This is a genomic window from Actibacterium sp. 188UL27-1, assembly GCF_016901225.1.
Lineage (GTDB): Bacteria > Pseudomonadota > Alphaproteobacteria > Rhodobacterales > Rhodobacteraceae > 188UL27-1.
The window spans coordinates 21396-34377 of the sequence record NZ_JAFEUL010000016.1 but is presented as its reverse complement, the minus strand read 5'-3'; the positions used below and the strand labels follow the sequence as shown (position 1 = coordinate 34377).

Genomic DNA, 12982 nt, shown 5'->3' with positions numbered 1-12982 from the left:
TCTCCCAATGGCCGTTAGCGCGACCATAGCGGGGTTGGTGGGCTACTGAAAGGCGGTCGCGGAGGAGATCGCCAATCCGTCGATGACGGCGGTGAAGGCATTGGCGTAGTTGAGCGTCGCATTGGGAAATTGCCGCGCAATGCGGGTTTCGACGATCGACATGAGGCTGGAGCCGCCGACAAAGATGACCGTGTCCACATCACCGGTACGGCACTGGGCAAGGGTCAGCGTTTCTGCCGCTGCCTCGCAGATTTTGCTGGCATATCCGTCCAGCGATTGGGTGAGGCTGTCCCCGGTCAGGGGCGCGGTCAGCCTCGGTTCGACGACACCCAGATCAACAGAACCGGCGCCATTGGCATTGGTTGCGATCTTGCCCCGTTCGACGGCGAAGGCGACATCATGGCCCAGCTCATTGTCCAACACCGCGCCGAGACGTTCGAAAAACAGCGGCTCGACCGCGAGTTTCTGCAACTGGCGGACATCGCGCCGCGTTGTCCCAGCGTACAGAAATGGGATCTTTTCCCAGGTGGCCAGGTCCTGGAACATCGCGTTAGGCGCGGTAAGCAGCCCGGCCCCTAATTCCTTGCGGATCTGCGCACCGCGCCCAAAGAGCGGCATCACATGATCGACGCTGAGGCTGCGGTCAAAATCTGTACCGCCAACCCGGGTGCCGTGGTTGACGATGATCTCTGCCCCGCCACCCGGCGCGTTACGAAACAGCGAAAAGTCCGACGTGCCGCCCCCGATATCGACGATCAGACCTATAGAGCGGTCGCCGGGCAAGGGGCCATAGGCGCGTGCGGCGGCCTCTGGCTCGAACATGAACTGGACATCCTTGAATCCCGCCGCGGCGTAGCAATCGCGCAAGTCGATGGCGGCCTGGATGTTGCGCTTTTCATCGGTGGAATGGAAATGCACCGGGCGGCCTGACAGCGCATAGTCGAAGGTCTGACCGGTGGCGGCCTCGGCCCGGGTTTTGACCTCGGCCAGGAAGCGGCTGATGATGTCGATAAAGGTCAACGTTTCGTTCATCAAGTGGCGCGTTTCGCGCATCAGGGCGGTGCCGAGCACGCTTTTTAGCGCGCGCATAAAACGCCCCTCTTCGCCCGCAACCAAAGCTTTACTCGCGGCATTTCCGTAGAGAACTTTACGCGCGACAAAATCAAAGAAGAGAGCTGTTGGGACGGTCTGGTGGCCCGCCTCAAGCTCAATCAGGTGGGGCTTGCCATCTAGCAGGATCCCTGCAGCGGAGTTCGACGTTCCAAAGTCAATTCCCAGCGTTGCCGCTGTGCTGCGCGTTGTCATGGCACGACTCCATCGAATTGGGGAGATATGGGCGGGTAAAGCAAGCGGGCCCTGGCATCAAGCTTTGGTTTGCCTGTCGCAGAACTGGAGCGCTCGGTTGGTCTGTATGACGACACCGATGGTCGCCCTGTTGCGCGTCCGAAATCGTACCGTGTCGATGGCTCAGCACAAGATCGTTGGCGGTCGCGGATTGTGTAATAAGGCTATGGCGCCAGCGGAGGCTGGTCGTCTTGGTTGGAAACGCGATAGGTTTGCCGCAATTGAGGCCGCAACACATGGGGAGTGCATGCAGAACCAACGACATCGGAAAGCGCACAAACAGCAACATCTGCGGTGGGTCCTCATCACCCTTTTTATCTGCCTTTCGGGCCAGCTGGCCCAAGCGCAGGTGCAGTGTCTTATTCCGCAGAATGACGACAGCGGTACCTTAGCTTTTGAAAACGATTGCGACGTCGATATCGTTTTTGAGGTCAAGATTGGCAACCGAGATTTCAGGGACCACCAGTGTTTCACGACCGAACACGGCATCTATCCCTGTCAGCGGATCATCCGCGCCAGAACTAAGGTTGAGATTCAGGTTCCCGTCGGGGACCTTAAAGGTGGATATCGGGCGTGTTACCTGCAGGACCTTGGAAAACCGATCTGCGAATTCAGAAAGAAACCCTAAGACAGGTTCAACCGGCATCTGCCGATGCGATGGTGATGACTGCGCTAGAAATATTTAGTTATTCGGCGAAATGGCAGGCGGTTTTGTGGGTGTCGCCAACCAGGCGGGGCGGGGTTTCGGCGCAGACGTCCTTGGCGATGGGACAGCGGGTGCGGAACACGCAGCCCGAGGGCGGGTCAAGCGGGCTCGGGAGTTCTCCGTCCAGCATCATCACTTTACGGTCGCGTTCGATGCGGGGGTCGGGGATCGGCACGGCGGAGAGCAGCGCCTTGGTGTAGGGGTGTTTGGGGTCGGCAAACAACGTATCGCGGTCTGCGATTTCCATCACGCGGCCCAGGTAAAGGACCATGACCCTGTGAGAGACATGTTTCACCACGCTCAGATCATGGGCGATGAAGATGAGCGACAGGTTCATCTCGCGTTGCAGTTTCATCAGCAGGTTGATCACCTGCGCCTGGATGGACACATCGAGGGCGGAAACCGGTTCATCGCAAATGATCAGCTTGGGCTCCACCACCAGGGCGCGGGCGATGCCGATGCGCTGACACTGGCCGCCGGAAAATTCGTGCGGATATTTGTTGATCTGATTGGGGTGCAGGCTGACCTGCTCCATTGCGACACGGACCCGTTCCTTGACCTGGGCGCTGGTCAGGTCGGGGCGGTGGGTTTTCAGCGGCTCCGCTATGATGCTGCCGACCGTCATGCGCGGGTCAAGGGCGGCCAGCGGGTCCTGGAACACCATCTGGATCTCGGACCGGTATTTCAGCATCTCCTGCGGGGTGAGGGAAAGCAGATCCGTGTCGCCCATCCAAACCGCGCGCCCGGCGCTTGGCACCATCCGGATCAGGGCGCGGGCGAGGGTGGATTTGCCACAACCAGATTCGCCGACGATGCCCAGCGTCTCCCCCTGTTGGAGGGTGAATTCGACGCCATTGACGGCGCGCAGGCTGAGCGGTTCGCTCCATGGAAAGGCGTTGCGGCGGGGGATGTCAAAGGTGACGGCGAGGTTTTCGACAGACAGAAGATCAGGCACTTAGGCTTTCCTCGATCGGGTGGAAACAGGCGCGGCTGTGGCCACCGCCGATTTGCTCCAGGGGCGGGATGGTGGCACGGCATTGATCTGACGCGCTGGAGCACCGCGGGTTGAACGGGCAACCGACCGGCGGACGCAGCATGTTGGGTGGGTTGCCGGGAATGCTGTAAAGCTCATCATTGGTGGTATCCAGCCGCGGGATCGCCGCCAGCAAGCCGCCGGTATAGGGGTGGCGGGGATGGGCAAAGATCGCGTCGGTCTTGGCCTGTTCCATAATGCGGCCGCCATACATGACGATGACCTCTTCGGAGAAGCCAGCGACCACGCCCAGATCATGGGTGATCAGGATCACCGCCATACCGAAATCGCGGCGCAAGTCGGCAAACACATCCATGATCTGCGCCTGGACCGTGACGTCGAGCGCGGTGGTCGGCTCATCCGCGATCAGCACGCGGGGGCGGGCGAGCAGGGCCATCGCGATCATCACCCGCTGGCGCATCCCGCCGGAGAATTCATGCGGATAGAGGCGGATGCGCTCGGCCGCGCTGGGGATGCGGACTGCGTCGAGCATCGCGATGGCTTCTGCCACGGCGTCGCGCTTGGACATCCCCTTGTGGTGGACCAGCACCTCGGCCATCTGATCGGAGACGCGCATATAGGGGTTCAGCGATGTCATCGGGTCCTGGAACACCATCCCGATCTCGGCCGCGCGGATCTGGTTCAGGGCTACGGGCGGACTGTTCAGGATCTCCTCCCCATCTAGCATGACAGATCCGCTGGCCACGCCATTGCCCGCCAGAAGGCCCATGATGGCAAAGGCGGTCTGGCTTTTGCCCGACCCGCTTTCCCCGACGATTGCAAGGCTCGCACCGGCTTCAACGTCAAAGCTGATCCCGTTGACGGCATTGACGGTGCCGTCATTGGTTTTGAACTGGACGCCCAGATCTTCAACACTCAGCAGGGCCATATCAGCGATCCTTTGGGTCGAGCGCGTCGCGCAGCCCGTCGCCCACAAAAAAGAACCCGAAAAGGGTGATGACGAAGAAAAAGAGCGGATAGCCTAGTTGCCAAAGCGTGCCGTAACGCATGGTGCCCGCCCCTTCGCGGATGAGCGCGCCCCAGGAGGTCAACGGTTCCTGCACGCCAAGGCCAAGGAACGAGATAAAGCTTTCCGCCAGGATCATCAGCGGCACCAGCAGGGTGGCATAAACGGCGACGACGCCCAGCAGGTTGGGAATGATATGGCGGGTGATGATCTTGGCGGTGGAGACACCGGTGGCGCGCGCAGCCTCTATAAACTCCCTGTTTTTCAGGGATAGGGTCTGGCCGCGGACGATGCGGCTCATGTCCAGCCAGGATAGCAGACCGATGCCCACGAAGAGCATGATCATCGACCGGCCAAACATGACCAGCAACAGGATCAGAACGAACATATAAGGGATCGCCATCAACACATCGACAAGCCGCATCATGATGCCATCGGTGCGCCCGCCGACATAGCCCGCCACCGCCCCGTAGACCGTGCCGACCAGGACCGCGATGCCCGCACCGACCAGCCCAACCAGGAGGGAGATCTGGGTGCCTTGCACAGTGCGTGCAAAGATGTCCCGCCCCAGATCGTCGGTGCCGAAGTAATGGCCCGTCTCGATGGAGGGGCGGCCCATCTGGGCAGCGTTGCCGATGGCGGTGAAGTCGATCTCGTCAATCTCGAACCGCGCGATCCAGGGGCCGAACAGGGCAAACAGACCGACGAGAATCAGAACGATCAGCCCACCCACGGCGGCATAGTTGCGAAAGAACCGCTTGCGGGCATCGGCCCAAAGGGAGCGGCCCTTGACCTCTGTCTCTGTGGTGGCGCTGGAGATATCTGTGCTGCTGACAGCCATGGTTCAGTACCTGATTTTCGGGTCGATCCAGGCGTAGAGGATATCCACGATCAGATTGAACAGGATGGTGAGGGCGCCGACGAGGATGGTGACACCCATCATGACGGCATAATCCCGGTTGAGGGCCGCGTTGACGAAAGACAGCCCGATCCCGCCCGTGTTGAAAAAGAAATCCACCACGACCGATCCTGTGATCATCGTCACGAAAGCGGGCCCAAGATAGGAGATCACGGGCAACATCGCCGGTTTCAGGGCGTGCCGCAGGATGATTTGCCGGATGGGTAACCCCTTGGCGCGCGCGGTGCGGATGTGGTTGGAGTTCAAAACTTCCAGCATCGATGACCGGGTGATCCGCGCGATGGAGGCCATGAAGCTGGTCGATAGCGCGATGACGGGCATGATCAGGTATTGCCACTGGCCCCCTTGCCAACCGCCCCCTGGCAGCCAGCCCAGCCAGAGCGTGAAAATCAACACCAGGATCGGCGCCATCACGAAATTCGGCAAAACCTGCGCCCCGATGGAGATGCCGACCGCCAGGTAATCCAGCCAGGTGTTCTGGTAGACGCCCGCCAATGCGCCAAGGGTGCAGCCAGCCAGCACGGCGACCACGAAAGAGATCCCGCCGTAGGTCAGGGTGATGGGAAAGCCGTTGGCAATGATCTCATTCACTGTCCGGTCCTTGTAGATGAAGGACGGGCCGAAATCGAACTGCGTCGTGACATTGATCAGATAGGTTCCGATCTGCCGCCACAGGGGCTGGTCCAACCCGTATTTCGCCTCGATATTGGCCAAGACTTCCGGGGGCAGCGCGCGTTCCTGGGTGAAGGGGCCGCCGGGCGCGGCATGCATCAGCACAAAAGACAGCACGATCAGGACCAACAGGGTTGGGATCGCGACCGTCAGGCGCTTTGCGATAAAGATAAGCATTTGGGACGTTCCGATACAGACTGAAGGTGGGGCTGCACGGGGCAGCCCCGATCGCCGTTATTCGGCTGCGATGTAAAGGTCGCGCGAATACCAGTTCTGCATCAGGTTTTCGAAGGGCCAGCCCCTCACGGTTTCATCCAGCATGATCACGGTCGTGTACTGGTAGATCGGGATCATGGGCATATCCTCCATCAGGAGGGTTTCGGCGGCCAGGTAGCTGGCGCTGGGATCGGCCTGGGTTTTGGATTCCTCCAACAGCCGATCAAATTCCGGGTTGGAATATTTGCCATTGTTGTGGCCGGAATTGCTGGTGAAGAGGCCCAGATAGGTGGAGGGTTCGTTATAGTCGCCGCACCACGCGTAGCGGGCCAGTTCAAAGTTGCCCTGGCGCAGATTGTCCAAGTGCACCTTCCATTCAGAGTTCGACAACTCGACATTTACGCCCAGCGTCTTTTTCAGGAACTGCGAAGCGGCGATGGCAATCTTTTTGTGCCCTTCATCCGTATTGTAGGACAGTTTGACCGTTAGCGGATTGTCAGGGCCATAACCGGCTTCGGTCAGTAACTCCACGGCCTTGGCGTCGCGCTCTTCCTGGGTCCAGCTGGCCCATTCGAGGTCCGGCATTTGAAAGCCGGTCGTCGCCTGATGCGTCCAGTTGTAAGATGGATATTGACCGCCTTGCAGGACGTTATCGACGATAATGTCGCGATTCACGGCATAGGACAGGGCCTGGCGCACGCGGAGATCTTTTAGGTATTCAGGCCCGCTTTCGCCAAGGTTATACATGTAGATATACGAACAGGACCGCGGGAAGGAATGCGCCTGATCAGGATATTCCTCTTCAAGCCGCGGGTATTGGCCCGCGGGCACCTCGGTCTTGTCCAATTCACCGGCCAGATACCGGGTGAGGGCCTGGTTTTCATCGTTGATGATCAGGGCCACTGTTTTGTCGATCGTGGTTTCGGCATCGTTCCAATAGGCCGGGTTGCGTTCGCGCACGACCTGCTCGCCAGGGCTGTAGGAGGTCAGGGTATAGGCGCCGTTGCCGACCAGATTGCCGGGCTTCGTCCATTGATCCCCCATTTCCTCGACCACGGCCTGTGGCACGGGAAATGTCGAGGCATGGGTCAACATCGATATAAAATAGGGCCGGGGCGCATCGATGGTCACCTGAAGGGTCTGATCATCAACCGCCACGACGCCCAATTCCTCAAGCGGCATGTCACCGGTGGTCACGGCAGCCGCGTTCACCACGCCCATCAATTCCATATACCACGCATATTCCGAGGCGAATTCCGGGTTAACCAGCCGCTGCCATGCATAAACGAAATCGGAGGCGGTCACCGGATCGCCATTGGACCAGGTCGCCTCGCGCAACGTGAATGTGTAGGTCAGCTTGTCGTCTGACAGCTCAAAACTTTCGGCGGCGCCGGGCACCTGACCGCCGGTGGCATCGTCATTGTAAAGACCCTCAAACAGGTCCCGCATGATCTCCGACCCGGACACATCCGTGTTGATCTGTGGATCGAATGATTTGATATCATCGAGGACCCGGTACGTGAAGACCTGCTCCCCGGCCAGTTCGACGCCATCCTTGGTATCGGCCCAGGCAACTGGGGTCAGGAATGAACCCATCAAGAGCGAGACGATGAGGGCTTTTTTCATTGGAATCCTCCATGTTTTGATACGCGTTATCGAAGCCGGTCTTATGTCGCCGACTATCGCTGAAAACTGAGGCAAATGGTTGATAACTGAGCATAGCATATCGTGTGCCAACGGGCATGCAAGAACACCCGGCTCGCAATAACGTCGCGTCGCGGTATTCTTGGCGGCTTTCAACCAGTTGTGCCGGATGTGAATAGCCAAATGGCAGAATTGAACAGCGCCGCCCGTTTCACAGGCTGATTTTTGATCGACCTTCCATCAGGTAGTACGCGTATCCTCGCCTGCATTTGCGGCCATGACAGCAAAGGGCCCCGCCTTCATGTTGAAGACGGGGCCCTGTTTTGACGGATGGTTCTGGGTGTATCAGAAGCTGGTGGAGCTTCTGATGATGTCCTTGGTCCAAAGTTCAACGCGGCGGTTGATCTGACGCCCGTTCAGCGTGTCGTTGCAGCTGAGAGGAGACATTTCGCCATAACCCGTTGCTCGGATGACCACATCCTCCGGCACGTCCTCTCCGATGGCTTGCAACAGTTCATCACGGATCTGTTCGGCCCGGGCGCGGCTCAGTTCCAGGTTCAGGTCACCCAAACCGATGGAGTCGGTGAAACCGATCAGCAGCAATTCCTTGTTGCTGAAATCGCCGCGCTTGATCATTTCGGCCAGGCGGATGATGTCAGCCTCAGCCCGGGTATCGAGGCGGGCCGAACCCTGTTCAAAGCGGTATGTCAAAGAAACGCGGTCGGCCGGAGCCAATTCGAGCATCATGTCCTGGATCTGTTCGTAGGTCACATCGACCTCCGATGGCAGGACCGAGGCCACGAAACGCAGGCCTTGCTCGTTCACAGATACAGCAGACACGCCCTGATCCACGAAGCCAGCTGTGGTGATAATGTCCTGGGCTTCTTCGGTCTTGGTATAATCCAGGAATTCGCTGGCCACCTTTGGAATACTGGCGCCCGGGCGATACATGAACAGGCGGCGGGTCAGCGGATATTCCTCGGTTTTGATCGTGAAATCCGTGGCCGGGGTCTGGATCCCGCATTCACCGCGGATTGCCAGGGGACGGGTCTCACCCAGTGTTGAAAAGCTGGTAAAGCCGATACCGGCCGGGTCGCCCTGTACGGCATCAGCGACATCGCTGTCAGAGCCCAGCAGTTGCGCGTCCAAGCTCATTGTAGAACGGGCGGGATCCATCAGCAGGTCAAAGAAGACCGATCCCGAACCGCTTTCCTTGCTCCGGGCATAAAGGGAGATCGGGCCATCATTGCCCCCGATCTCGGCCCAGTTCGTGATCTCACCCGAAAATATGCGGGCGATATCGGCCTCGCTGATCGCCCGGACAGGGTTGTCGGGAGCGACCACGATGGCCAAACCATCAAGGGCAAGCACGTTTTCGCTGCGGGCACGGGCCAGGTCGTCGGCGTTCAGACCGATCAACTGGTTCAACTCTTCGGTGGCCACGGCGCGAGTGGTGGCCGCGAGCGTCGATTCACCGTCAACCAACTGATTGAACGCGGTGGCAGAGTCGCTGGAAGCCAACTGGATCGTCGCCTCCGTATCGCCGCTAGCACTGGCCAGCTGGATCGCCTCGATACCGGATGCATCGGTTGTCCGCTCCTGCGACGCATTCAGATAGTCGGCATAACCATCCACAAGGCCGGGTATCAGGTTGCGGGTCAGTTCGTTGGAGGACGAGATCATGAATTCCCGAACATCCAGGTTCACGGCAGGGCACGCTTCCCCCACACACTGAACGCCGTCCGATGCAAGTTGGAAGTCACCGATGGTGGTTTCCACGAAATAGGTTTCATCTTCGAACTTCACCAATCGGCCTTCCAGCTCGATCGAGCCATCGTCGGTCCGCAGACGCACCTGATCGTTCACGACCGCTTCCTGGCCTTCGAGGTCAGGGCAGGCCGCACCGATGCAGTTCACCCGGTCTGCGCTAATCCGCAGGGCGCCAAGGTCCGTCCGGATGAAGTAAACCCCGTTCTTGAAGTCGATCAGGTCACCGGACAGGTTGATGGAGTTGTCGTCCGACTGCAATTTAACCTCGTCGGCGCTTGCAACATGGGCGACGGTAAGCATGAGGGCGGCCGTCACCGAAAATTTCAGAGATTTTTGCATATCGTGGCCTCTTTCACTTTTGTCGCCCGGTCGTTTTTAAGGCGAGGATGAGAGCCGGACGTCGTTGGCTGGCTCTCGTTCGTTGGTGTCGCTCCGGTCAGCACCCTCGGCGGGTCATCCCGGCGGATTCTGCGAATGTTTCGGACGCTGTCGCCACCTGCGGGTCGATGAGCGCGTCGTCCGGTTCATAATAGTCGGTCACTTGTTCCCAACGGCGCACGACGGCATTCCATTGTTTAACAGCCACCAGACCGGCGCCGGCGTGGTTTTCGCAGCTGATCGAAACATCAGGTATGAAACCCTCCATGCCCAAGGAGGCAAAGGTCTCTTCGCTGAAGTTCAGTTGTTCATATCCGTCGCGGATCATTTCGCGTGTCACGTCGGTCGTGCCGTGTATCTCCATGGCCAGACGAATGGCTTCGGTCGCAAAGATCGCCGCCATGATACCCCGGTTGTAAAGGACGTCGCCGATGTTGTTCAGCTCGCCACGGGCCTTGTTCGTCTGATAAACCAGCATGTTCATCTCGTTAAAGATACGAAAGCTGGTGCCAACCGCATGGAACGTCACGGCCTTGTAACCATCTCCACGTTTGCCAAGCGGTTTGATGTCGCCTTCATTTGCCGACCACCAAACGCCGATCATACGATCCATCGGAAAGTCGGCCTTGGCAGCGCTTTTGAGGGCCACTTCATTCATGATGCCCCAACCCCACAACAAGATGTAATCGGGCGATTGGGCCATGACATCGGGCCAGATGGCTGTCTGATCCTCTCCGGGATGGTCGATCGGGGCCAAGACCAATTCAAAACCTTCGATGTCAGCCAGCTTTTCCAGGGTTGGAATGGGCTCCTTGCCGTAACCGGAATTGTGGTACATGTGCACGATCTTCTTGCCCGTCAGATCGCCCCCTTCGGTTTCCTTGATATGGCGGATCTGAGCGGAGGCGGCATGCCAGTAATGGGCCGGGAAGTTAAATGCATACGGGAACATGCCACCATCGGCTGCGGCCGTCAGTCCGTACCCCATCGTGTGCATCACGACGCCAAGCTCATTGGCGCGTGGAATCAACTGATAGGTCAAACCGGTCGACATCGGGTGATAAAGAAGCGCGCCCTGCTCAAAGGTTTCGTCGAAACACTCAAGCCCTTTTTCAGTGTTGTACCCGTATTCACATTCAACGACCTTGATCGGCTCGCCGTTAATTCCCCCATCCCGCTCATTCAGAAGGGTCAGATAATCGGTGAAACCATCGGAGTATGGCACACCGCTACCGCCATAGGGGCCTGTGCGGTAGGTCAGCGACGGGATGACGATTTCCGCAAAAGCGGGCGCTATGGAGCTAGCGATGAGGAACAGGCTGGCGCAGAGACCAGTTCTTTGACGTCGCATCACGCTCTATTCTCCTATCTGTTGTCCGACGGACCGGTATATCGCACACCCAAGGTTAGTCATAAGTGTACAATAATTCGGAAACAATAATGTTAGAATGCCGGGATAGTATTGATTTGAGACCAAACTTAGGCGGACTAGTGGCTAAGTTCGACCGCTGGCACGGTCATTGAATGTCGAAAGTACCTTCTCACGCGGCTGTTAGCACGATTTGGTAACCATTCAATTTGGCCACACGATATCCATCCGACGGTCGAGCCCGTATCGCGGTGTCCAAGGCAGCGGTTGATTTGGCAATGCCTTGCCGTGCTATCTGCTATCTTTCAGCATATTTGCGCCGTCAATCAACATGTTTGAGCCATCTGAGCAGATCTGTTTGGCGGATCAGTGGCTAATCTTGCCCCAGATGCCGGGTGCCCCGCTTTTTGGCCAAAACGATCTGCTTTTGCCGCTCGCGAAAGCGCGCCTTGGCCGTGGCCGTGGTTTCATCGATGCAGTGGTGACACGACACGCCTTCTTCGAAGGACCCATGTTTGCGATCCTCCGGCAGGATCGGGCGGCGACAGGCCCGGCACAGTTCGTGTGGCCCCTCTACCATGCCATGCCCGACCGATACCCGTTCATCGAACACAAAACACGACCCGTCCCAAAGGCTGTCATCCTGGGGCACCTCTTCGAGGTATTTCAGAATGCCACCTTTCAGGTGAAACACGTCTTCCACGCCCTCGGATAGCAGGTAGTTCGTTGATTTCTCGCACCGTATGCCGCCTGTGCAAAACATCGCGATGCGCTTGTCGGCAAAGCGATGCTTGTTGGCGGCCCACCAGGACGGGAAGTCGCCAAAGGCTCTCGTGCCCGGATCGACCGCCCCTTTGAAGGTGCCGATGGCCACTTCATAATCATTGCGCGTATCGATCACCGCGACATCCGGGGACGAGATCAGATCGTTCCACTCCGCAGGTGCCACGTAATGCCCGGTCCGCGCGTCCGGATCCACATGGGGCTGGCCCATAGTCACGATCTCTTTCTTCAACCTTACTTTCAGCCGGCTGAAGGGCGGCGCCTTGGCCGTGCTTTCCTTCCAGTCCAGATCGTTACAGCCGGGCAGAGCCCTGATATGCGCCAGCGCCGCGTCGATCCCGGGACGGGTGCCGCTGATCGTGCCATTGATCCCCTCGTGCGCCACCAAAAGAATACCGCGCACATCGTGATCCATGCAGGTTTCGCGCAACGGCGCGATCACGGCTGCAGGATCCTCAAATCGGGTAAACTTGTAGAGGGCGGCGACGATGGGCATGGTGCACTCATAAAACCAGCCAAGACCGATCTTCAAGCGCTGGCGGATCTGACGGAAAGGAAGAGACCCATGGCCGATGCGCTGATCGTCATCGATGTTCAGAACGACTTCTGCCCAGGTGGTGCCCTCGCCGTGGCGGGTGGCGATCAGGTCGTGGCCCCGATCAACGCGTTGCTGCAAAGCGCACAGATTCGCGTGCTGACCCAGGATTGGCACCCGGCAGGCCATTCCTCTTTCGCCAGTAGGCATGCGGACAGGCAGCCCTATGACCTGATCGATATGCCCTATGGCAAACAGGTGCTCTGGCCCGATCACTGTATCCGGGGCGCCGAGGGTGCCGCCTTTCATCCCGACCTGCAGGTGGACCTTGCCGATATGGTTATCCGCAAAGGGTTTCGCCCGCAGATCGACAGCTATTCTGCCTTCTTTGAAAATGACCGGACGACCCCGACAGGGCTTGATGGATATCTGCGCGCGCGGGGCGTGACGTCGCTGCTCCTTGCCGGGCTCGCCACGGATTTCTGCGTCCAGTATTCGGCGCTTGATGCTGCCAGGTTGGGATTTGACGTGACGGTCAAGCTGTCCGCCTGCCGCGGCATTGACCTTTCTGGCTCCCTGCAGGACGCCCTGGATGCCATGGGGCAGGCAGGTATCGCTCTGATAGACTAGGCGCCGTTAAGCGGAC

At 58.7% G+C, this 12982-nt stretch carries 11 protein-coding genes; 2 read left to right on the top strand and 9 right to left on the bottom strand.

Features of this window, described 5'->3' with window-relative positions:
• Positions 1 to 42: 42 nt before the first annotated feature.
• Positions 43 to 1305, bottom strand: coding sequence for an Hsp70 family protein (locus tag IU397_RS17570; protein WP_204416279.1), 1263 nt, complete (start codon positions 1303 to 1305; stop codon positions 43 to 45).
• Between the two features lie 106 nt (positions 1306 to 1411).
• Here IU397_RS17570 and IU397_RS17565 point away from each other — a divergent pair, with 106 nt between their 5' ends.
• Positions 1412 to 1972 carry a hypothetical protein gene (locus IU397_RS17565; protein WP_204416277.1) on the top strand — a complete coding sequence of 187 codons (561 nt, stop codon included), beginning with the start codon at positions 1412 to 1414 and terminating at the stop codon, positions 1970 to 1972.
• Between the two features lie 58 nt (positions 1973 to 2030).
• On the opposite strand, the gene IU397_RS17560 is transcribed toward IU397_RS17565, so the two are convergent.
• From IU397_RS17560 to IU397_RS17525, 8 genes are all read right to left on the bottom strand, one after another.
• Positions 2031 to 3005, bottom strand: a complete 975-nt coding sequence (locus IU397_RS17560) for an oligopeptide/dipeptide ABC transporter ATP-binding protein (RefSeq protein WP_204416275.1) — start codon at positions 3003 to 3005, stop codon at positions 2031 to 2033.
• Positions 2998 to 3972 (bottom strand): oligopeptide/dipeptide ABC transporter ATP-binding protein, encoded by a 975-nt coding sequence (locus IU397_RS17555; protein WP_204416273.1) that lies wholly within the window; start codon positions 3970 to 3972, stop codon positions 2998 to 3000. Before IU397_RS17555 ends, IU397_RS17560 begins: the two co-directional genes overlap by 8 nt.
• A 1-nt stretch (position 3973) precedes the next feature.
• Positions 3974 to 4891: an ABC transporter permease subunit gene (locus tag IU397_RS17550; protein WP_204416271.1), complete on the bottom strand. Its 918-nt coding sequence runs from the start codon at positions 4889 to 4891 to the stop codon at positions 3974 to 3976.
• Positions 4892 to 4894: 3 nt separating this feature from the next.
• Complete coding sequence (gene oppB / locus IU397_RS17545) at positions 4895 to 5818, bottom strand: oligopeptide ABC transporter permease OppB (protein ID WP_204416269.1); 924 nt, start codon at positions 5816 to 5818, stop codon at positions 4895 to 4897.
• 57 nt (positions 5819 to 5875) lie between these two features.
• Complete coding sequence (locus IU397_RS17540) at positions 5876 to 7483, bottom strand: peptide ABC transporter substrate-binding protein (protein WP_204416267.1); 1608 nt, start codon at positions 7481 to 7483, stop codon at positions 5876 to 5878.
• 363 nt (positions 7484 to 7846) lie between these two features.
• On the bottom strand, positions 7847 to 9610 hold the full coding sequence (locus IU397_RS17535) for a phosphate ABC transporter substrate-binding/OmpA family protein (RefSeq protein ID WP_204416265.1): 1764 nt from the start codon (positions 9608 to 9610) through the stop codon (positions 7847 to 7849).
• Positions 9611 to 9707: 97 nt separating this feature from the next.
• On the bottom strand, positions 9708 to 11000 hold the full coding sequence (locus IU397_RS17530) for an ABC transporter substrate-binding protein (RefSeq protein WP_204416263.1): 1293 nt from the start codon (positions 10998 to 11000) through the stop codon (positions 9708 to 9710).
• Between the two features lie 391 nt (positions 11001 to 11391).
• Positions 11392 to 12297: a rhodanese-related sulfurtransferase gene (locus IU397_RS17525; RefSeq protein WP_204416261.1), complete on the bottom strand. Its 906-nt coding sequence runs from the start codon at positions 12295 to 12297 to the stop codon at positions 11392 to 11394.
• 69 nt (positions 12298 to 12366) lie between these two features.
• Between IU397_RS17525 and pncA the strand changes: the two genes are divergently transcribed.
• The gene (gene pncA / locus IU397_RS17520; RefSeq protein ID WP_204416259.1) at positions 12367 to 12966 is read left to right on the top strand and encodes a bifunctional nicotinamidase/pyrazinamidase; all 600 of its coding nucleotides are present in this window, start codon (positions 12367 to 12369) and stop codon (positions 12964 to 12966) included.
• Positions 12967 to 12982 lie beyond the last annotated feature (16 nt).